The 20,025-nt window shown below is 72.5% G+C and carries 18 protein-coding genes and 1 pseudogene; 8 read left to right on the forward strand and 11 right to left on the reverse strand.

Features of this window, described 5'->3' with window-relative positions:
* Positions 1–34: 34 nt before the first annotated feature.
* Entirely contained in the window at positions 35–439 is a 405-nt protein-coding gene (locus FB563_RS19855) for a hypothetical protein (RefSeq protein WP_055710133.1), read from the forward strand.
* On the opposite strand, the gene FB563_RS42995 is transcribed toward FB563_RS19855, so the two are convergent.
* Complete coding sequence (locus FB563_RS42995) at positions 414–557, reverse strand: hypothetical protein (RefSeq protein ID WP_159045627.1); 144 nt, start codon at positions 555–557, stop codon at positions 414–416. The genes FB563_RS19855 and FB563_RS42995 overlap by 26 nt on opposite strands.
* A 360-nt stretch (positions 558–917) precedes the next feature.
* Here FB563_RS42995 and FB563_RS19860 point away from each other — a divergent pair, with 360 nt between their 5' ends.
* Both FB563_RS19860 and FB563_RS19865 read left to right on the forward strand, forming a co-directional pair.
* Positions 918–2,747: a glycoside hydrolase family 3 protein gene (locus FB563_RS19860; RefSeq protein ID WP_055710132.1), complete on the forward strand. Its 1,830-nt coding sequence runs from the start codon at positions 918–920 to the stop codon at positions 2,745–2,747.
* 111 nt (positions 2,748–2,858) lie between these two features.
* Entirely contained in the window at positions 2,859–3,476 is a 618-nt protein-coding gene (locus tag FB563_RS19865; protein WP_142218824.1) for a hypothetical protein, read from the forward strand.
* Positions 3,477–3,514: 38 nt separating this feature from the next.
* Here the strand turns inward: FB563_RS19865 and FB563_RS19870 are convergent, their stop codons facing one another.
* The 3 genes from FB563_RS19870 to FB563_RS19880 all read right to left on the reverse strand — a co-directional run bounded on the left by FB563_RS19870 (position 3,515) and on the right by FB563_RS19880 (position 6,759).
* Positions 3,515–4,780 carry an MFS transporter gene (locus FB563_RS19870; RefSeq protein WP_055708642.1) on the reverse strand — a complete coding sequence of 422 codons (1,266 nt, stop codon included), beginning with the start codon at positions 4,778–4,780 and terminating at the stop codon, positions 3,515–3,517.
* Positions 4,781–4,963: 183 nt separating this feature from the next.
* Positions 4,964–5,764 carry a sugar phosphate isomerase/epimerase family protein gene (locus tag FB563_RS19875; protein ID WP_055708641.1) on the reverse strand — a complete coding sequence of 267 codons (801 nt, stop codon included), beginning with the start codon at positions 5,762–5,764 and terminating at the stop codon, positions 4,964–4,966.
* Positions 5,765–5,826: 62 nt separating this feature from the next.
* Entirely contained in the window at positions 5,827–6,759 is a 933-nt protein-coding gene (locus FB563_RS19880; RefSeq protein WP_055708640.1) for a bifunctional helix-turn-helix transcriptional regulator/GNAT family N-acetyltransferase, read from the reverse strand.
* A gap of 387 nt (positions 6,760–7,146) precedes the next feature.
* Here FB563_RS19880 and FB563_RS19885 point away from each other — a divergent pair, with 387 nt between their 5' ends.
* Together FB563_RS19885 and FB563_RS19890 are read left to right on the forward strand one after the other, a co-directional pair.
* Positions 7,147–7,449 carry a hypothetical protein gene (locus FB563_RS19885; protein WP_142218825.1) on the forward strand — a complete coding sequence of 101 codons (303 nt, stop codon included), beginning with the start codon at positions 7,147–7,149 and terminating at the stop codon, positions 7,447–7,449.
* 141 nt (positions 7,450–7,590) lie between these two features.
* On the forward strand, positions 7,591–8,823 hold the full coding sequence (locus FB563_RS19890) for an FAD-dependent monooxygenase (RefSeq protein ID WP_055709572.1): 1,233 nt from the start codon (positions 7,591–7,593) through the stop codon (positions 8,821–8,823).
* Positions 8,824–8,984: 161 nt separating this feature from the next.
* On the opposite strand, the gene FB563_RS19895 is transcribed toward FB563_RS19890, so the two are convergent.
* Complete coding sequence (locus FB563_RS19895) at positions 8,985–10,043, reverse strand: LacI family DNA-binding transcriptional regulator (protein ID WP_055709571.1); 1,059 nt, start codon at positions 10,041–10,043, stop codon at positions 8,985–8,987.
* Positions 10,044–10,266: 223 nt separating this feature from the next.
* Between FB563_RS19895 and FB563_RS19900 the strand changes: the two genes are divergently transcribed.
* Genes FB563_RS19900 through FB563_RS19910 form a run of 3 tightly spaced genes read left to right on the forward strand, consistent with a single transcriptional unit; the run spans position 10,267 to position 13,402 of the window.
* Entirely contained in the window at positions 10,267–11,418 is a 1,152-nt protein-coding gene (locus FB563_RS19900) for a Gfo/Idh/MocA family protein (protein WP_055709570.1), read from the forward strand.
* Entirely contained in the window at positions 11,415–12,566 is a 1,152-nt protein-coding gene (locus tag FB563_RS19905) for a dihydrodipicolinate synthase family protein (protein ID WP_055709569.1), read from the forward strand. Before FB563_RS19900 ends, FB563_RS19905 begins: the two co-directional genes overlap by 4 nt.
* Positions 12,563–13,402, forward strand: a complete 840-nt coding sequence (locus FB563_RS19910; RefSeq protein ID WP_055709568.1) for a sugar phosphate isomerase/epimerase family protein — start codon at positions 12,563–12,565, stop codon at positions 13,400–13,402. Before FB563_RS19905 ends, FB563_RS19910 begins: the two co-directional genes overlap by 4 nt.
* A gap of 3 nt (positions 13,403–13,405) precedes the next feature.
* Here the strand turns inward: FB563_RS19910 and FB563_RS45475 are convergent.
* The 6 genes and pseudogenes from FB563_RS45475 to FB563_RS19935 form a co-directional block, all read right to left on the reverse strand.
* Positions 13,406–13,486: pseudogene (locus FB563_RS45475) on the reverse strand (DUF1062 domain-containing protein); the annotation flags it as partial.
* Positions 13,487–13,849: 363 nt separating this feature from the next.
* Positions 13,850–14,230, reverse strand: coding sequence for a D-ribose pyranase (rbsD, locus tag FB563_RS19915; protein ID WP_055709567.1), 381 nt, complete (start codon positions 14,228–14,230; stop codon positions 13,850–13,852).
* Complete coding sequence (locus tag FB563_RS19920) at positions 14,227–15,129, reverse strand: ribokinase (protein ID WP_055709566.1); 903 nt, start codon at positions 15,127–15,129, stop codon at positions 14,227–14,229. The genes rbsD and FB563_RS19920 overlap by 4 nt, the downstream gene beginning before the upstream one ends.
* 123 nt (positions 15,130–15,252) lie before the next feature.
* Positions 15,253–17,208: an ABC transporter permease/substrate-binding protein gene (locus tag FB563_RS19925; RefSeq protein WP_055709565.1), complete on the reverse strand. Its 1,956-nt coding sequence runs from the start codon at positions 17,206–17,208 to the stop codon at positions 15,253–15,255.
* On the reverse strand, positions 17,198–18,718 hold the full coding sequence (locus FB563_RS19930; RefSeq protein WP_142218826.1) for a sugar ABC transporter ATP-binding protein: 1,521 nt from the start codon (positions 18,716–18,718) through the stop codon (positions 17,198–17,200). The genes FB563_RS19925 and FB563_RS19930 overlap by 11 nt, the downstream gene beginning before the upstream one ends.
* Positions 18,715–19,764, reverse strand: coding sequence for a LacI family DNA-binding transcriptional regulator (locus FB563_RS19935; protein ID WP_142218827.1), 1,050 nt, complete (start codon positions 19,762–19,764; stop codon positions 18,715–18,717). Before FB563_RS19935 ends, FB563_RS19930 begins: the two co-directional genes overlap by 4 nt.
* Between the last annotated feature and the right edge of the window lie 261 nt (positions 19,765–20,025).

The raw sequence follows: 20,025 nt of genomic DNA on the forward strand, positions 1-20,025 counted from the left end.
AGGGGGATACGACGGTGGTACGGGGAGGACCGAAGTGGACAGTGGTGGGATACGCGGGATACGCAGCCGTCTGGCGCTCGGTGCGGCGGTGCTGGCCGCGAGCGGGATGCTCGGCCTGATGGCCGCCGGCACCGCCCAGGCGAGCACGGTCGCCGGCTGCGCCGGGCGCGAGGTGCGGGCCCTGCCGTTCAGCAGCGGGGTCACCCACGTCTACGAGCGCGACGGGTACGTCTGCGCCGTCACCGTCGCCCGGCATCCCGGCCCCGCCCAGACGATGTCCGTCAGCGTCCAGGCCCGCGGCACCCGCCCGGTCGTCGACACGGGCACCTACCGGCACCACGCGGGGCCGGTGACGGTGCACGCCGGCCACCGCTGCGTATGGATCAAGGGCGCCGTGGGGCCGCACGGGTCGGTCAGCTCGGGGTGGATCCTCTGCTGACGGCGGGTCCGGCCGGCGGCCCGGTCAGCTCGCCCGCGGGAGCCTCGCGAACGCCGCGTGGAACGAAGAGGGCGCGGGCGGTGATGGACTTGGAGCTGGGGATGTCGAGTGCGGGCATGCCCGCATGATGGCCGTTCGTCCGCACCCCGGGCGGTGATGTCCAGGAGCTGGACGCACTCCCGCGGGTTCGGCCGGGCGGGGGAACCCGCAGGGCGCCCGGACCGTCCAACGCGCGAGCTGCCGGACGAGTCTTCCGTGCCGTGGTGTCGGCCCCTCGCGACTGGCCGCGAACGCCGACCCACCCTCTTCGCCACGGCACGGCCGGCAGCCCGCCGCCACCGGCGCGCCCCCCTCCCTGCGCCGGTGGCGGCCCCTCCTGGGGTTACTGTGCACTCCCTTGACGGAAAGAAACTTCCCGGATATTGGTGACTCCTCGGAAGTTTCCTTCAGCGGTACTCCTCCGGAAGGAGCGACGCACGTGCACGACACCAGCACGGGAAACACCGCGCGACCCTCCAGACGCGCCGTCCTCGCCGCGACCGCGGGCCTCACCGCCGCGCTGACCGTACCGACGGCCGCCCGCGCCGCCACGCCCGGCGACGAGAGCCGGCTGCACGCCCTGATCTCCCGGATGACGCTCCAGGAGAAGGTCGGCCAGCTCTTCGTGATGCGGGTCTACGGCCACTCCGCCACCGACCCCGACCAGGCCGACATCGACGCCAACCTCAAGGAGCTCGGTGTCCGCACGGCCGCCGAGCTGATCGCCAGGTACCGCGTCGGCGGCATCATCTACTTCACCTGGGCCCACAACACCCGGGACCCGCACCAGATCGCCGGCCTCTCCGACGGCATCCAGCAGGCCTCCCTGGACCAGCCGCGCGGCCTGCCGGTGCTCATCGCCACCGACCAGGAGCACGGCGCGGTCTGCCGGGTCGGCAAGCCCGCCACCCTCTTCCCCGGCGCCATGGCGATCGGCGCCGGCGGCTCCCGCGCGGACGCGCACACCCTCAGCCGGATCTCCGGCGCGGAGCTGCGCGCGATGGGCATCAACCAGGACTACTCCCCGGACGCCGACGTCAACGTCAACCCGGCCAACCCGGTCATCGGTGTGCGCTCCTTCGGCGCCGACCCGGACGCGGTCGCCGCCCTGGTGGCCGCCGAGGTGAAGGGCTATCAGGCGTCCCGGGTCGCGGCGACCGCCAAGCACTTCCCGGGCCACGGCGACACCGCCACCGACAGCCACACCGGCTTCCCGGTCATCACGCACAGCCGGGAGGTGTGGGAGAAGCTGGACGCCGTGCCCTTCCGGGCCGCGATCGCCGCGGGCATCGACTGCGTCATGACCGCGCACATCCAGTTCCCGGCCCTGGACGACTCCGGTGACCCGGCCACCCTCTCCCGGCCGATCCTCAGCGGCATCCTGCGCGGCGAACTCGGCTACGACGGCGTCGTGATCACCGACTCCCTCGGCATGGAGGGTGTCCGCACCAAGTACGGCGACGACCGGGTACCGGTGCTCGCGCTGAAGGCCGGGGTGGACCAGCTGCTCAATCCGCCGTCCCTCGACGTGGCCTGGAACGCCGTACTGAAGGCCGTCCAGGACGGCGAGCTGACCGAGGCCCGCCTCGACGAATCGATCCTGCGCATCCTGCGCCTGAAGGCCCGGCTCGGCCTCTTCGACGACACGCGCGGTGGCCGTCCGGGCGGCGTCGACCGCACGGTGGGCACCCGGGCACACCTGGCCGCCGCCGACCGGATCGCCGAACGCACCACGACCCTCCTGGTCAACGAGGACCACACCCTCCCCTTCTCCCCGCGCACCGAGCCCCGCCTTCTCGTCGTCGGCGCCGACCCGGCCTCCCCCTCCGGCACCGACGGCCCGCCCACCGCCGTGCTGGCCGCCGCCCTCACCGAGCTGGGCTTCACCGCCACGGCCCTGTCCACCGGCACCGCACCCTCCGCCGCGGCCATCGACCGGGCGGTCACGGCCGCGCAGAACGCGGACGCCGTGGTCGTCGCGACCTACAACGTGACGGCGGGCAACGCCCAACGCACCCTGGTGGAGCGGTTGTCGGCCACGGGCAGGCCGGTCGCGGCACTGGCCGTCCGCAACCCGTACGACGTGGCCCAGTTCCCCGCCCTCAAGGCCTGCCTGACGTCCTACGGCTGGACGGACGTCGAACTGCGCGCCGCCGCACGGGTGATCGCCGGACTCGTGCCCCCGCGCGGCAGGCTGCCGGTGCCGGTGCAGCGGGCCGACGACCCCACGCAGGTGCTGTATCCGATCGGGCACGGGCTGACGTACTAGACGTACGCCACACACCGGGCGCAATACCCCCAACAGGAGGAAAAGGTCCCGGGCGGCTGGCGTGGCGGCTCTGCCAGGGGCCACGCTGGACCGGGGTGTCAGGGGGGTGCCATGCGTGGGAAAGGTGTCGTGACGGCGGTGTGCCTCGCGTGCCTGCTGCCGGCCGCGCTGCTGTCCGGCTGCCGCAGCGGGGCGGGCACCCCCGTCGGTGACGCCCGCCCCACCCCGGCCACGACCGGCGGCTACGGCGCCCAGTTCCTCGCGGTCGGCGAGTGCAGCTCCTTCGGCACCACCAGCTTCACCGAGGTGCCCTGCACGAGCGAGCGGGCGGCGGCCAGGGTCGTCGCCCGCTACGACGGCGCGAGCACCGACGGCCCCCTGTGCCCGGCGACGACCGACTTCGTGCTGCACATCAGCGCCCGGTCCGCGAGCGGCGACGAGGACGGCGACGGCGCGATCCCCCAGGGCTACGCCTGCATGCGCAACCTGGAACCCCCGCACCCCGGCGACCCCGGCGGCGGAGGCGGCCCCCGCACGATCCCCGGCGACTGCGTGTACACCTCCGGCAAGGGCCAGGTCCGCGAGACCCCCTGCGCCGGCACCGGCGCCCACCGCCCGCAGTACCGGATCACCAAGGCGGCAGCGGCGCGGGGGGACTGCCCGGCGTCCACGGCGCTCTACGTCCAACTCGGCGGGAGCGAACCGGTGGGCTGCGCGCGACGGCTGTGACCCCGAGCTGCCCGACCCGGATGCGCGGCTCGGGCAACTCACCCGATGACTGGAGGAGTTGGGGATGGCGCCCCGTCCGGTGCCCGGCCCGGCGCCCGGTCCCGCAGCTCCGGCGTCGTCGCGGCGACCGCGCCCACCGCCAGCAGGCACAGCAGGCCGCCGGTGATCAGCGAGGTCGCGCCGCTGGTCCAGCCGGCGACCAGACCGCCGCGCACATTGCCGAGGCTGGGGCCCGCCTGGCCGACGATCTGCTCGGCCGCCGTGACCCGGCCGAGCAGCGCGTCCGGGGTGCGGGTCTGCACGATCGTGGACCGGGAGACGACCGAGGTGGCGTCCCCGGCGCCCGCGACGGCGAGCAGGGCGAGGCCCGCCCAGGGGTTGGTCGTCAGCCCGAAGAGCACCAGCGCGCCACCCCAGACGGCCGCCGCGCCCAGCATGACCGGACCCGGCCGGCCGAGCCGGGTCACCGCGCCCGACAGGGCGGTGGCCGTGACGCCGCCCACCGCCAGGGCCGACAGGAACAGTCCGAGCGTGCGCGGGTCGTCGCCGAACCGCTCGGCGTCGACCAGCGGGAACAGACTCACCGGGAAGGACAGGACGGTCGCGGCGAGGTCGGTGATCAGCGCGCCCCGCACCACCCGGTGCCCGGCCAGGAACCGCAGCCCGTCCAGCACCCCGTGCAGACCCGTCCGCGACGGCTCGCCCCGCGGTGGCAGCGCGGGCAGCCCGAAGGCGCCGTAGAAGGCGACGCCGAAGCTGAGGGCGTCCAGCAGATAGCAGGTGCCGACGCCCAGCCTGCCCAGCAGCACACCGGCCAGGGCAGGGCCGAGCAGCATCATCGACTGGCCGGTGATCTGGTGCAGCGCCAGACCGGCGGCCACCTGCTCCTCCGGCAGCAGACGCGGCACGAACACCCCGGCCGCCGGGGCACCGAGCGCGCCGAACGCCGACTGCGCGGCGACCAGCGCGAGCACCGCCGCCACCGGGACATGCCCGGTGAAGCCCTGCACGGCCAGCAGCACGGAGCAGGCCGCCTGGCCCACGGTCGCCGTCAGATAGATCCGCCGCCGGTCCGCCCGGTCCACCCAGGCGCCCGCGAACAGCCCGAACACCACCAGAGGCAGCGCCTGCGCGAGCCCGACCGCACCGGTCCACGCCGAGCTGCGGGTCATGCCCCACACCTGGTACATGACCGTCACGATGGTCATGAACCCACCGAGCATGGACACGGCCCGCCCGACCAACAGCCGCCGGAAGAGAGGCGAGGTGCGCAGGGCGCGTACGTCGATGAGCGCTGGAATCACCGGGGGAGGCTAGCCGGGCACCTGAACCCCGGCCACCGAATTAGGAGGCCGGTGCAGCGCCCCGTCAGGGGCGCGGGGCTGTGTTCGATATGCGGCTCCGCCGCGTGGGCGCGACCAGCCACGATGGACCCGCACCCGGCCATGGTCAGCGGTTCCGAGCCAGTAGCCGCCCGTCCACCCCACCTACGCCGCCTCGTCCAGCAGGCGCAGCAAATGCTCCCGCCCCGCCCCCAACAACCCCTCGAGCGGGGCGGCAGCCGCATACCACCGCTTCTCGTACTCCCAGCACAACCACCCGTCCCAGCCGTGCCGGCACAGCACGTCCACGCACTCGGTGAGGGGAAGCACCCCCGAGCCCAGCGGCAGCGGCACCACGTCCTGGGCCGACGCGATGTCCTTCACCTGCACGTACCCCAGATGCGGAGCGAGCGCCGCATACGTGTCGGCGGGCTGCTCGCCGCCCAGCCAGGTGTGCATGACGTCCCACAGCGCCCCCACCTGCCGGTGCCCGACCGGGCCCAGCACCCGGATCGCGTCGGCACCGGTGCGATGCGAGTCATGCGTCTCCAGCAGGATCCGCACGCCCAGCGCGGCCGCGTCCTCCGCGGCGGTGCCGAGCCGCCGGGCGGCCAGCGCGTCGGACTCCTCCAGGGGGAGGTCGGGGTCGGCGCCTGGGAAGACCCGGACGTAGGGCGCGCCCAGGTCGTGGGCGAGGCGGAGGAGGTCCCGGATCTCCGCCAGTACGGGTCCGTCGTCACCCGGCGCGGCGACACGCGCGTACCCGGCGAGGCCCAGCACCTCGACCCCGGCCTCCTTGAACCCGGCCGCGACCGCGGCGCGTTCGGCGGGGGAGAGGCCGGGATGGACCGGCTCCTCCGGGTGGGCGCGCAGTTCGACGCCGTGGTAGCCGTGCGCGGTCGCGAGCGACAGGACCTCAGGGACGGACAGGCCGGGGACACCGAGAGTGGAGAACGCCAGCTTCATGGGCCGGACCCTACTCGTCGCCGGCCCGGTGCGGGACGCTCACCGGTCCGGTGCGTGCCACGTCATTCGCCCGATCCGTGCAGCTCCAGCCGCCAGTCCTGACCCACGAGATCCTTGCCGAAGGAGCGGTGCGGTTTCTCCGCGACGAGGACGAAGCCGTGCCGCTGGTAGATCCGGCGGGCGCCGCTGAGCACGTCGTTGGTCCACAGCACCAGCTCGCGGTAGCCGACCCCCCGCGCGAAGTCGATGACGGCCCGCACCAGCCGGTCGCCGATGCCGTGCCCGCGTGCCTCCGGCTCGACGAGCAGCAGCCGCAGTCGCGCGGTACCGGGCGCGTCGTCCCGTACGCACATCACACAGCCCGCCGGGCGTCCTGCCCGCTCGGCGATCCACACCCGTTCCAGATGCGGGTCGTGGTCCTCGGCGAAGTCGGCGACGATCCGGGCGACCAGTCCCTCGTAGTCGGCGTTCCAGCCGTACTCCGCCGCGTACAGGGCCGCGTTGCGCTGCACGATCCAGCCGAGGTCGCCGGGGCGCGGTTCGCGCAGCTCGACCTCGCCGGAGCGGGCGTCGCCCCCCTCGCCGAGGATGTCCCGGATGGTCCGCATGGCCTCCGCCAGGCGTGGCCGGTCGGCCGGGGCGACGGTGTCGAGCATGGCCCCGACCGTCTCCCTGGCCCGCTCGTCGAGCAGGGCCGCGGCCTCCCGCCCCCGCGCGGTGAGCCGTACCCGCCGCCGGCGTGGATCGCTCTGCGAGGGTCCGCGCTCGAGCAGTCCGGCGTCCTCGAACCTGTTCAGGATCCGGCTCAGGTAGCCCGCGTCCAGGTCGAGCGCGGCGCGCAGATCGGCCGCGTCCAGGTGCGGGGCCTGAGCGAGTTCGTACAGCACCCGGGCTTCGGTGAGGGTGTGCGGGGCGTAGAGATGGCGGCCGTAGTCGAGGGCGCCGATGACGCCCGTGTAGAAGCGGTTGAAGGCGCGGACGTCCTGGACGGTCATGGTCGCCCCCGGATGTTTGACTCAGTCAGAGATGTCGTCCCTCCGAGCCTAGGCGCGCCGCCTGTCCGCGTCCACGGTCCGGGTCGCGGCAGACGAAATGTCCTTACGGCACACGGTCGTTGGACGGAACGGACCAGGGTCCGCTTCTTTGCCTGTTCTTTAGCTGAGGGTCGAATCCTGCTTTTGACTACGTCGGGATCGCGTCGTACGTTGAATGGGAAACGTCACTTATGTCCGTTTTATCCCGGGAAAGTGGCGGTCCGTCGCCGGAACGCGTATCGCGGGCGGCGGGCGGCGCACAGGGCGACGCGCAGGCTCTGGAGCGCACCCGGACGGCCCGTCGAGGCCGCCGGAAAATCAATCACACCCTCCGGAGAGGGGCTCATCATGCGCGCGCACACCACCCGAATCAAGAGAGTGGCCATCGCAGTCTGCTCGGCGCCGATCCTGGCGATCGCGGCCGGAGCCGGAGCTGCCCACGCAGCCACCGCCTCCGCTGCCCCGCAGACCGTCGTCTCGTACCACCAGGACGGCGGCGGCTGGGGCGACGGCGGCGGCTGGGGCTGGGGCGACGGCGGCGGCTGGGGTTGGGGCGACCACGGCGGCTGGGGTTGGGGCGACCACGGCGGCGGCTGGGGTTGGGGCGACGGCGGCGGCTGGGGTTGGGGCGACGGCGGCTGGGGCTGCTGAGCACCAGCGGTGATCGCCACCCCCTGACAACGAAACAAAAGGAGGATTCCGGGTGCCCGACCCCACGGGCACCCGGATCCATATGCCGGAAGCCCTGACAGAAGTGATGTCCCGACGTGGTCCTGACGACGGAGGTACCGGATGAGGATCGTCTGCGTGGGTGGAGGCCCGGCCGGGCTGTACTTCGCGATCTCCGCGAAACTGCGGGACGCCGGCCACAGCATCACGGTGATCGAGCGGGACCCGCCGGAGGCGACGTACGGCTGGGGCGTCGTGTACTGGAACGACCTGCTGGACATCCTGCATGCCAACGACCCCGAGAGCGCCCGCGCGGTGAGCGCCGGCTCGGTGCTCTGGCAGGACCAGGAGATCCGGGTGCACGGCAGCCGGCACGACGGCACCGCGTACTTCGGCGGCTACGGCTACAGCATGGGCCGCGCCGCCCTGCTGGACATCCTGACCCGCCGCGCACGCTCGCTCGGTGTCGAGGTCCGGCACGGGGAGTGGCTCGCCGACCCCGCCGAGCTGCCCGAGGCCGACCTGATCCTGGCCGCCGACGGCGCGGGCAGCCGCATCCGGCAGAGCCGCGCCCAGCGCTTCGGCACCACGGTGGAGACCGGCCGCAACCCCTACATCTGGCTCGGCACGGACCGGCAGTTCGAGAGCTTCGTGTTCGACTTCGAGGAGACCCCCGCGGGCTGGATCTGGTTCCACGCCTACCCGTCGATCAAGGGCAGGATCAGCACCTGCATCGTGGAGTGCTCCCCGCGGACCTGGCAGGGCCTGGGCCTGGACACGCTCGACCCCGAGGACGCCGTCCCCCTGCTGGAGAAGATCTTCCACCGCGCCCTGGACGGTGGCTCCCTGATCAGCAGATCACGCGGCGAACCGGCGAAGTGGCAACGCTTCCAGCACCTCAGCAACCGGACCTGGGTCGACGGCAACGTCGTCCTGGCCGGCGACGCCGCGCACACCACCCACTTCACGCTCGGGTCGGGGACCCGGCTCGCGATGATCGACGCGATCGTGCTGGCCCACAGCCTCTCGCGCTACGCGGATCCACGGGCGGCACTGCGCGCGTACGACGAGCACCGCCGCGCCGAACTGCACACCGTCCAGGCGGGCGCGCGCTCCAGCATGGCCTGGTTCGAGCGCGTGGACGACTACCTGGACCGCGACCCGGTCTCCTTCGCCTACGCGATGTCGGTGCGCCAGGGCCACCAGAGCCCGTGGCGCTACCAGGTCCACCTCGCCACCCAGATCTCCGCCGTACGCAGGGCCCGCAGGGCCTACGACACCGGCAGGCGCTGGTACCGGGACCGCAGGAGGGGCGAGGCGCCGTTGCCGCTGCTGGGGCGCTCACTTCCCGGTTGACCGGGGCACTCCGGAGGACCCCCGCACCATCAATTCGCCGCGAACGCTCGCCACACCCGCCTTACGGCGATCCGCCCGTGCGTGTCCCGGCCTACGACACCGGCAGGCGCTGGTACCGGGACCGCAGGAGGGGCGAGGCGCCGTTGCCGCTGCTGGGGCGCTCACTTCCCGGTTGACCGGGGCACTCCGGAGGACCCCCGCACCATCAATTCGCCGCGAACGCTCGCCACACCCCCCGGCGGGGGTTCCTCCCGCCCCATGGCGATCCGCCCGGCCCGCGCCCCGGCCTCCGCGAGCGGCAGCCGCACGGTCGTCAGCGCGGGCACCGCGTCCACACTGAACGGCAGGTCGTCGAACCCGGCGACCGAGACGTCCTCGGGAATCAGCAGCCCGGAGTCCCGCAGCGCCGCGCACGCCCCCAGCGCGACGGAGTCGTTCGCGGCGACCACGGCGGTCAGGGTCGGGTCACGGCGCAGCAGCTCCAGCGTGGCCTCGTACCCCGACTGCCGGTCGTAGCGGCCGTGCACCGTCCAGCGCGGGTCCTCCTCGACGCCCGCCGCCTGGAGGGCCGCCCGATGACCCTCCAGCCGGTGCCGGGTCGTCGTACGCTCCTCCGGGCCCGCGATGTAGCCGAGGCGGCGGTGGCCCAGGCCGAGCAGGTGCTCGGTGAGCCGGCGCGCGCCGCCCCGGTTGTCGAAGGTGAGCGCGACGGCGTCGGTGTCCGGCGCCGGCGGCCGCCCGCACAGCACCACCCGGGTCCCGGCCTCGGCGAGCTTGCGCAGCTTCGCCGCGACCGCCGCCGCGTGCGGCACGTCCTCCACGGCCCCGCCGGTCAGCACCACGGCCGCCGCCCGCTGCCGCTGCAGCAGGGTCAGATACGTCAGCTCACGCTCCGGCGAGCCGCCCGTGTTGCAGACCACCGCGAGCCGCTCACCGCCCGCCCGGCCGCCCCCGACGCCCCCGATCTCGGCCTGGATGGCGCTCGCCATGATTCCGAAGAAGGGATCGGCGATGTCGTTGACGAGGATGCCGACCAGGTCGGAGGTGGCCGCCGCGAGGGCGCTCGCCGGGCCGTTGAGGACGTAGTCCAGCTCGTCCACCGCCCGCAGCACCCGTTCGCGCGTGGAGGCGGCCACCGGGTAGTTGCCGTTCAGCACGCGCGACACCGTCGCGGGTGAGACCTGGGCGCGGGCCGCCACATCCGCCAGGGTCACCGTCATGTCGTCGTCCTCCGGTCGCGCATCGTGTCGTACGCCCTCGTAGACAGCCAGGCCTTGCTGCTGGTTCCGAGAATCCGTCGAGCAGACCTTAAAGCCATGGCCCCCGGTTGTTCGCCCCCTCGAACAACTCGAAGGGGACACGGTCTTGTCCGGACCGCCGTCCAGAGGCTAGCTTCTCAGTGATAGAAAGCGCTTGCTGCTGGTGTTGACAGAGGGGACTGTTGTGACACGCAAGACGGTGCGTATCGCCATGAACGGCGTGACCGGGCGCATGGGCTACCGCCAGCACCTCGTCCGGTCGATCCTCGCCCTGCGCCGGCAGGGGGGCCTCGATCTGGGCGACGGCACCGTGCTGTGGCCGGAGCCGATCCTGCTCGGCCGCCGCGAGCACGCCCTGCGCGAGATCGCCGACCGGCACGGCCTGGAACACGTCTCGACGGACGTCGACGCGGTCCTCACGGACGACAGCGTCGACATCTACTTCGACTCCCAGGTCACCTCGGCCCGCGAGGAGGCCGTCAAGAAGGCGATCGCCGCCGGAAAGCACGTCTACACCGAGAAGCCGACGGCGACGGGTCTCGACGCTGCCCTGCAACTGGCCCGCCTGGCGCAGGAGAAGGGCGTCAAGCACGGCGTGGTCCAGGACAAGATCTTCCTGCCGGGCCTGCTGAAGCTGAAGCGGCTCATCGACGGCGGCTTCTTCGGCCGGATCCTCTCCGTCCGGGGCGAGTTCGGCTACTGGGTGTTCGAGGGCGACTGGCAGCCCGCCCAGCGCCCCTCCTGGAACTACCGCGCCGAGGACAGCGGTGGCATCGTCGTCGACATGTTCCCGCACTGGGAATACGTCCTGCACGAACTGTTCGGCCGCGTGAAGTCCGTCCAGGCCCTCGCCACCACCCACATCCCGCAGCGCTGGGACGAGCAGGGCAAGCCCTACGACGCGACGGCCGACGACGCCGCCTACGGCATCTTCGAGCTGGAGGGCGGCGCCATCGCCCAGATCAACTCCTCCTGGGCGGTGCGTGTCAACCGCGACGAACTGGTCGAGTTCCAGGTCGACGGCACCGAGGGCTCGGCGGTGGCGGGACTCAGGAAGTGCCGGGTGCAGCACCGGTCCGCCACCCCCAAGCCGGTCTGGAACCCGGACATCCCGGCCACCGAGGTCTTCCGCGACCAGTGGCAGGAGGTCCCGGACAACGGCGACTTCGACAACGGCTTCAAGGCCCAGTGGGAGCTGTTCCTCAAGCACGTCCACGCCGACACCCCGTACCACTGGGACCTGCTGGCCGGCGCCCGTGGCGTCCAGCTCGCCGAGCTGGGGCTGAGGTCCTCGGCCGAGGGCCGCCGCATCGACGTACCGGAGATCGCGCTGTGACCATCCAACTGCCGGACGACCAGGGCCGCTTGCGGACGTACGAGCCCCGCACCGACCCGCCGGCCCTCTCCCCGGGCACCCCCTTCACCTCCCGTACGGTCTTCTCGGCGGCCCACGTCGTCGCCGACCCGTACGCCGACGTCTCGCCCGACTCGCCGGCCGCCGTCGACTGGGACGCCACCCTCGCCTTCCGCCGCCACCTGTGGTCCCACGGGCTCGGTGTCGCCGAGGCCATGGACACCGCCCAGCGCGGCATGGGCCTGGACTGGGCGGGCGCGGCCGAGCTGATCCGCCGGTCGGCGGCGGAGGCGCGCAGCGTGGGCGGCCGGATCGCCTGCGGGGTCGGCACCGACCAGATCACAGGCGGCACTCCGGCGGAGATCCGCGCGGCCTACGAGGAACAGCTCGCCGTGGTGGAGGACTCGGGCGCCCAGGCCATCCTCATGGCGTCGCGGGCGCTGGCCTCCGCCGCCTCCGGCCCCGAGGACTACCTGGAGATCTACGGGCATCTCCTGCGCCAGTCCGCCGAGCCGGTGATCCTGCACTGGCTGGGCCCGATGTTCGACCCGGCGCTGGGGGGCTACTGGGGCTCGGCCGACCTCGACGCGGCGACGGAGACGTTCCTGGAGGTCGTCGCCGCCCACCCGGACAAGGTGGACGGCATCAAGGTGTCGTTGCTGGACGCGGGCCGGGAGATCGAGCTGCGCCGCCGGCTGCCGCGCGGGGTCCGCTGCTACACCGGCGACGACTTCAACTACCCCGAGCTGATCGCGGGCGACGACCAGGGCTTCAGCCACGCCCTGCTCGGCATCTTCGACCCGCTGGGCCCGCTGGCGGCCGAGGCCGTACGAGTGCTGGACACAGGGGACACGGCAGGCTTCCGGGAGCTGCTGGACCCGACCGTCGAGCTCTCCCGCCACCTCTTCCAGACCCCCACCCGCTTCTACAAGACCGGCGTGGTCCTCCTGGCCTGGCTCGCGGGTCACCAGTCGCACTTCACCATGGTCGGCGGCCTCCAGTCGGCCCGCTCCCTCCCGCACCTGGCCCGCGCCTACGAACTCGCCGACCGCCTGGGCCTGTTCCCGGACCCGAAGCAGGCCGAGGAGCGCATGAAGACCCTTCTGTCGCTGTACGGGGTGACCCCATGACGACCGACCTCTCGCGCTTCAGCATCAACCAGATGACGGTGAAGCAGCTGGAGCTGCCGCAACTGGTCGATGCATGCGGTCAGTTGGGCGTGAGCCAGGTGGGCCTGTGGCGCGAGCCGGTCCAGCGGTACGGCCTGGAGGCGACGGCGAAGCTGATCCGCGAGGCGGACCTGGCGGTGACGACCCTGTGCCGGGGCGGCTTCCTCACCGCGACCGACCCGGGCGCCCGCGCGGCAGCCCTGGCCGACAACCGCCGTGCCGTCGAGGAAACGGCCACCCTCGGCACCGACACCCTCGTCCTGGTCTCCGGCGGCCTCCCGCCCGGCAGCAAGGATCTGCGGGCGGCCCGCGAACGCATCGCCGACGCCCTGGCCGAACTGGCGCCGTACGCGGAGGACCACGGCGTCCGCCTGGCCATCGAGCCCCTGCACCCCATGTACGCCTCCGACCGCTGCGTGGTGTCCACGCTGGCCCAGGCCCTGGACCTCGCCGAACGCTTCCCGGCTCGCCAAGTGGGCGTCACGGTGGACACGTACCACATCTGGTGGGACGACCGGGCCCCCGCGCAGATCGCCCGGGCCGGGGCGGGCGGCCGTATCCACGCCTTCCAGCTGGCCGACTGGACGACCCCGTTGCCCGAGGGCGTCCTCAACGGACGTGGCCAGATCGGCGACGGCGCGATCGACATGCGCGAGTGGCGGGGGTACGTGGAGGCGGCCGGCTACACCGGTCCGATCGAGGTCGAGCTGTTCAACGAGGGCCTGTGGGCCCGGGACGGCCGGGAGGTACTGGCGGAGACGGCGGAACGTTTCCACAGCGCATTCACGGTGCGTTGATGAGCTGACACCGCATCCTTCGGCGATCAGTCGCACCGGCCGGACAGCAATCCGTGCCGCGAAGCGGACCGAGACGTCGATCACCGTCGATGAGCTTGTGGTTTGCGTTGACGCGGAATTTACCGCTCGCCCGGAAGCACTCGGGAGGCCTCACAGGGTGTACAACGGCAGATCCTTGACTGGGCGACTCGGTTCGGCAGCACGTTGGTGGCGCGCAGTGGCGCTGTTCCACCGGTTTTCGAGCGCGTCACCGCCGGCGGACGGGCTCGGGCAGAAAATCTTGAGAAGGCGCGCAACCGTTCCCGGGGTCCGAGTGTCGTATCTGTCATCAGAGCCCGGGAGGGGACCCGGGGGGGATTCACGGGGCTCTGATACGGAGGGGAAAGCCGAGGGGGCGTCCCCGGTCGACGGACCGGGGACGCCCCCTCGAAACATCCCGGACGGCGCCTAGAAGAACACCCCGCACCGCAGCAGCACGTTCGCGTACGGCCGGGCCTCGCCCGTGCGGACGACAAGCCGTGCGCCCGCCGACAGCTCCTTCAGGCGGTCGTGCGGGACCAGGGACAGCCCCGGGAAGTGGCCCTCCAGCAGGGTCCGGTTGCGGCCCCGCAGTTCCTCCGCCGCCGTGGCGCCCTCCACGACCAGCTCGGCCAGCAGCCCGTCCACGACCTCCGCGAACGACGGCACCCCGGCGCGGAACGCCAGGTCCACCACGCGCGGCCCGTCCGGGATCGGCATGCCCGCGTCGCACACCAGCACCCCGTCCCCGTGCCCCAGCTCGGCCAGCGCCCCGGCCAGGTGGCGGTTGAGGATGCCCGCCTTCTTCACAGCGCCTCGACCTCCTCCGCCGTCGGGTACGACTCCTGCGCGCCCCGCTTCGTCACGGCCGCCGCGCCCACCCGGGCCGCGTAGGCCGCCGCCTCGGCCAAGGAGGATCCGGTGCCCAGCCGCCAGGCCAGCGCGGCCGTGAACGCGTCCCCGGCACCTGTGGTGTCCACCGCGTCCACCTTCACCGACGCCACCCGCGTCACCTCCGAGGAGTCGCACACCAGCGCCCCGTCCGCGCCCAGCGTCACCACCACCGAGCGCGGCCCCTTGGCCAGCAGCAGCCGCGCCCAGTCCGCCGGGTCCTCGCTCACACAGGCCTCGCCGAGGATCACCCGGGCCTCGTGCTCGTTGACGATCAGCGGGTCGCAGGCCGCGAGCACCTCCGTGGGCAGCGGCCGGGGCGGGGACGGGTTCAGCACGAAGCGGTTGTCCGGGGACAGGTTCCGTACGACCTCCACGACCGTTTCCAGCGGGATCTCCAGCTGCGCCGACACCACCCGCGAGGCCAGGAACAGACTGACCGCCGCCCCGATGTCCGCCGGGGTGAGCCGGGCGTTGGCGCCCGGCGACACCACGATGCTGTTGTCCCCGTAGGGGTCCACGGTGATCAGCGCGACGCCCGTCGGCGCCTCGCCCACCAGCACGCCGACCGTGTCGACGCCCGCCGCGTGCAGGGAGTCCAGCAGGAGCCGGCCGTGGCCGTCGTCGCCTACCCGGGCCAGCAGGGCCGTGTCCGCGCCGAGCCGGGCGGCGGCGACGGCCTGGTTGGCGCCCTTGCCGCCCGGGTGGACGGCCAGGTCGCCGCCGAGCACCGTCTCACCGGCGGCCGGCCGCCGCTCGACGTCGATCACCAGGTCGGCATTGGCCGAACCCACGACCAACAGGTCGTAGTCGTACATCAGTTGACTCCCCTGACTCCCCTGAGAGATGACCCCGGGCGGGCGGCCGTCATCCATGGTGACCCCTTCCGGGTTTCCCATGGGTGTCCATCGTGTACGACCGCCCGCCCGCGTCGCCCGTCGTCAGCCGCTGAACCCGGCCACGTTGTCCTTCGTGACCACCTTCACCGGTACCTTCACCGTCGGCTCCACCTTCTTGCCCCGGACCGCCTCCAGCGCGTTGTCCACGGCGATCCTCCCCAACTGGGTGGGCTGCTGGGCGACCGACGCGTACAGCGTGCCGTTCCTTACCGCCGTCAGCCCGTCCGGGGTGCCGTCGAAGCCGACGACCTGCACGGACCTGCCGGCCTTGGAGCCGAGCGCCTTGATCGCGCCGAGGGCCATCTCGTCGTTGGCGGCGATGACGCCCTGGACGTCGGGGTGGGCCTGGAGCAGGTTCGACATCACGTCGAGGCCCTTGGTGCGGTCGAAGTCGGCCGGCTGCTGGGCCAGTACCTGGATGCCGGGGTAGGCCTTCAGGCCCTGCGCGAAGCCCTGCGCGCGTTCCCGGGCCGCCGAGGTGCCCGCCTGGCCCTGCAGGATCACGATCCTGCCCTTGCCGCCCAGCTTCTCGGCGATGGTCTTCGCGGCCAGCTCGCCGCCCGCCACGTTGTCCGAGGCCACCAGGGCGTCCACGTCGGCCTTGTTGACACCCCGGTCGACGGCGATCACCGGGATCCCCGCCTTGTCGGCGGCCTTCACCGAGTTGCCCGCCGCGTCCGAGTCGACGGGGTTGACGATGATCGCACCGAGCCCCGAACTGGTGAAATTCTGCAGCTGGTTGGCCTGCTGGGAGGCGTCGTTCTGGGCGTCGGTCACGGTCAGGTCCACGCCCAGCCGCTTCGCCTCGGCCTGGGCACCGGCCCGGATCTGCACGAAGAACGGGTTGTTGAGGGTGGACAGGGACAGGCCCATCCTCGGGGCCGTCGCGGACGAGGACCCGCTGTGCAGGAAGGAGGTCGCGCCGACGATCGCGACGGTCACGACAGCCGCCAGCGCGTAGGTCGCCGCCTGCCTGCCCTTGGGCCCGCCCGCGCCGGACGCCACCGGGGTCGCCCCGGCCCTGCGGCGCACGGTGTCCAGCAGCACCGCCAGCGCGATCACGACACCGATCACGACCTGCTGCCAGAACGCGGAGACGTTGAGCAGGTTGAGGCCGTTGCGCAGCACCGCCAGGATCAGGGCGCCGATCAGCGTGCCGGACGCCTTGCCGGTGCCGCCCGCGAGCGAGGCACCGCCGATGACGACCGCGGCGATCGCGTCCAGCTCGTAGCCGTCGGCGGCCTGCGGCTGCGCCGAGGACAGCCGGGATGCCAGCACGATGCCCGCGACGGCCGCGAAGACACCGGACAGCGCGTAGATGGCGAGTTTCTGCCGCTGCACCCGCAGACCGGACAGCCGCGCGGCCTCCTCGTTGCCGCCGATCGCGTACATCGAGCGGCCGATGTACGTCCGCCCCAGCACCAGCGCGGCGATCAGCCCCATGACGACCATGACCAGCACCGGCACCGGCAGCCACCCGCCGAGCGTGTCCCCGAGGTGCGAGACGGAGGCCGGGAAGGCGATGGGGGAGCCCTGCGAGATCACCAGGGCGAGGCCTCGGCCCACCGACAGCAGGGCCAGCGTCGCGATGAACGGCGGCAGCTTGCCGTAGGCGATGAGGAAACCGTTCACCAGGCCCGCCACGACACCCGTGGCGACGGCGAACAGCACCGCCACGGCCACCGGCACGCCGTGCTGCGTGGCGCTCCAGGCCAGCACGGTCGCCGACAGCGCGGCCACGGACCCGACCGACAGATCGATGCCCGCCGAGACGATCACGAAGGTCACACCGAAGGCGAGGACGGCCGTCACGGCCGCCTGGACGCCGATGTTGAGCAGGTTGTCGGTCGTCAGGAAGTCCCCGGACAGCGCCGACAGCGCGATGACGAGGACGATCAGCGCGGTGAGCGCGCCGTTGTCGAGGAGCAGCCGGCGCAAGGTCCCCGGGGCGCCGGCGCCACTCGCGCCCGCCCGGCTCCTGAGCGTGTCAGTGGCCACGGGTGGCCTCCTTCTGGGTGGTGGGAGTGGAGACGGCGAGCTCCATGACGGCGTCCTGGGTGGCCTCGGCGGCCGCGAGTTCACCGGCGATCCGGCCCTGGGCCATCACCAGCACCCGGTCGCTCATGCCGAGCACCTCCGGCAGATCGCTGGAGATCATGAGCACGGCGGCACCCTGGGCGGTGAGTTCGTTGACGAGCTGGTAGATCTCGACCTTGGCGCCGACGTCGATGCCCCGCGTCGGCTCGTCGAGGATCAGCACCTTGGTGTCGGCCAGCAGCCACTTGCCGATGACGACCTTCTGCTGGTTGCCGCCCGACAGCGTCCGCACCTGCTGCCCCAGCCCCGCCATCCGCACGCCCAGCTGCCCGGAGATCCGCTCGGCGGCCGCACGCTGCGCCCTGCGGTCGACGAGCCCGGCCCGGGTGGCGGCGCGCAGGGTGACGAGCCCGAGGTTCTCCTCGACGGAGGCGTCCAGCACCAGCCCCTGCCCCTTGCGGTCCTCCGGCACGAGCCCGATCCCGGCGGCCATCGCGGCGTTCACGTCGTGGCGCCTGAGCCGGTCGCCGCAGACCTTCACCACCCCGCCGTCGTACGGGTCCGCCCCGAACACGGCCCGCACGACCTCGGTACGGCCCGCGCCGACCAGCCCCGCGATCCCGACGACCTCACCGGCGTGCACCTCGAAGCTCACGTCGTGGAAGACACCGTTGCGGGTGAGCCCCTCGACGGACAGCAACGCCGGTCCGCGCTCGGGCCGTTGCCGCGGATACTGCTGCTCGATGGACCGCCCCACCATGAGCCGTACGAGCTCGTCCTCGGGCGTGGCGGCGGGCACCTGCCCGACGCTGCGCCCGTCGCGGATGACGGTGACCCGGTCCCCCAGGGCGGCGATCTCCTCCAGATGGTGCGTGATGAAGACGATCCCGACGCCGTCCTCGCGCAACGACCGCACGATGCCGAAGAGCTTCTCCACCTCGTCCGAGGTGAGCACGGCCGTCGGCTCGTCCATGATGAGCACGCGCGCGTCCAGGCTGAGGGCCTTGGCGATCTCGACCATCTGCAGCCGCGCGATGCCGAGTTCACGGACACGCGCGCGTGGGGACACGGGGACGCCCACGCGCGCGAGGAGCGTCTCGGCGTCGGCCTCCATCCGCTTCCGGTCGATCATCCCGAAGCGCCGCGGCTGCCGTCCGAGGAAGATGTTCTCGGCGACGGTCAGATCGGGAACGAGGTTGAACTCCTGGTAGATGGTGGCGATGCCGAGCCGCTCGGCGTCCTGCGCGCCCTGGATGCGCACCTCCTGGCCACCGACGCGAATGCGGCCGCTGTCGGGCGTGTGGGCACCGGAGAGCATCTTGATGAGCGTGCTCTTGCCGGCGCCGTTCTCACCGAGCAGCACATGGACCTCGCCCCGGCGCAGGTCGAAGTCGACGCCGTCGAGCGCGACCACGCCGGGGAAGGTCTTGCGTATGCCCTCGATGCGCAGCAACTCGTCCGGGTTGCTCACGACGTGCTCCTTTGCACTGGGGAGGGGGACTGCGTGGGGGGTTGCGGAGGTGCGGGGGACTCGCCGCACGAGCGGCGCACGACGAGCCGGGCGGTGAGGGTGACGGACGCGGCCGCACGCCCCTCGATGCGGTCGACCAGGGCGCGTACGGCGGCCCGCCCCAGCTCGCCGGTCGGCTGGGCGATCGCGGTGACGGGCGGGTCGGTGTGCACGAACCACGGGATGTCGTCGAACGCGGCGAGCGCCAGGTCGTCCGGTACCCGCAGCCCACGCGCGCGTACGGCGTCCAGGGCACCCAGTGCCATGAGGTTGTCGGCGGCGAAGACGACCTCCGGTGGTTCCGGCAGGTCCAGGAAGCCCTCGGTGACCCGCCGCCCGCTCTCGGCCTGGAAGTCGCCCTGGCCGATATAGGCCTCCGGAAGCGGAAGCCCGTACTCGCCCAGCGCCTCCCGGAAGGCCTCGACACGCTCGCTGCCGGTCGTGGTGGCGGCGGGCCCCGCGATGATCGCGAGCCGCCGGTGCCCGAGCGCGTGCAGATGCGCGACCAGATCCCGTACGGCACCCCGCCCGTCGGCCCGTACGACGGGCACGTCGACGCCCGGGATCCACCGGTCCACGAACACCATCGGGGTCCCGGCGCGGGCGGCGTCCAGCATGAGCGGGGAGCCGCCGTCGGTGGGCGACACGAGCAGCCCGTCGATCCGCCGGTCCAGCAGGTTCCGCACGTGATGGTCCTGCAGATCGGGCCGTTCGTCTGCGTTTCCGATGATCACGCTGTAACCGAGCGCACGGGCCTCCTCCTCCACGGAACGGGCCAGCTCGGTGAAGTAGGGGTTCAGCACATCGCTGATGACGAGCCCGAGGGTGTGGGTCTGGTCGGTGCGCAGGGACCGGGCGACGGCATTGGGCCGGTACCCGAGCGCCTCGACGGCGGCCAGCACGCGCGTGCGCGCGTCGGCGCTGACCGACGGGTGCGCGTTCAGGACGCGCGAGACCGTGGCCACGGAGACCCCGGCCGCAGCGGCGACGTCCTTGATGCCCGCCATCGCCGGCTCACCTCCTCGTGAGTCGTGGAATCGATTACACGAACTTCCGCAGGAAGGATTGGAATCGATTCCACGGGGAGGGGCAAGAGGTTGAAGGTTGACCGAAACCTAATCGTGACCGGGGTGGGGCGGGGTCAGGAAGCCGCCCACTTCAGCTAGGAGGCGGTCTCCTGGAACCCGAGCCCGCGAGAGCGCACGGCGGTCCCGCGCGCCCCTTGCCCGGGATCGGTGACCGACTGTCACACCCCGCCGGTACCGTCG

It is taken from the genome of Streptomyces puniciscabiei, from assembly GCF_006715785.1.
GTDB classification, from domain to species: domain Bacteria; phylum Actinomycetota; class Actinomycetes; order Streptomycetales; family Streptomycetaceae; genus Streptomyces; species Streptomyces puniciscabiei.

Coding starts and splice junctions, on each gene's coding strand:
- FB563_RS42995 (WP_159045627.1), bottom strand. CDS start 557: ATGCCCGCACTCGACATCCCCAGCTCCAAGTCCATCACCGCCCGCGCC.
- FB563_RS19865 (WP_142218824.1), top strand. CDS start 2,859: ATGCGTGGGAAAGGTGTCGTGACGGCGGTGTGCCTCGCGTGCCTGCTG.
- FB563_RS19875 (WP_055708641.1), bottom strand. CDS start 5,764: ATGAAGCTGGCGTTCTCCACTCTCGGTGTCCCCGGCCTGTCCGTCCCT.
- FB563_RS19880 (WP_055708640.1), bottom strand. CDS start 6,759: ATGACCGTCCAGGACGTCCGCGCCTTCAACCGCTTCTACACGGGCGTC.
- FB563_RS19885 (WP_142218825.1), top strand. CDS start 7,147: ATGCGCGCGCACACCACCCGAATCAAGAGAGTGGCCATCGCAGTCTGC.
- FB563_RS19890 (WP_055709572.1), top strand. CDS start 7,591: ATGAGGATCGTCTGCGTGGGTGGAGGCCCGGCCGGGCTGTACTTCGCG.
- FB563_RS19895 (WP_055709571.1), bottom strand. CDS start 10,043: ATGACGGTGACCCTGGCGGATGTGGCGGCCCGCGCCCAGGTCTCACCC.
- FB563_RS19910 (WP_055709568.1), top strand. CDS start 12,563: ATGACGACCGACCTCTCGCGCTTCAGCATCAACCAGATGACGGTGAAG.
- FB563_RS19920 (WP_055709566.1), bottom strand. CDS start 15,129: ATGTACGACTACGACCTGTTGGTCGTGGGTTCGGCCAATGCCGACCTG.
- FB563_RS19935 (WP_142218827.1), bottom strand. CDS start 19,764: ATGGCGGGCATCAAGGACGTCGCCGCTGCGGCCGGGGTCTCCGTGGCC.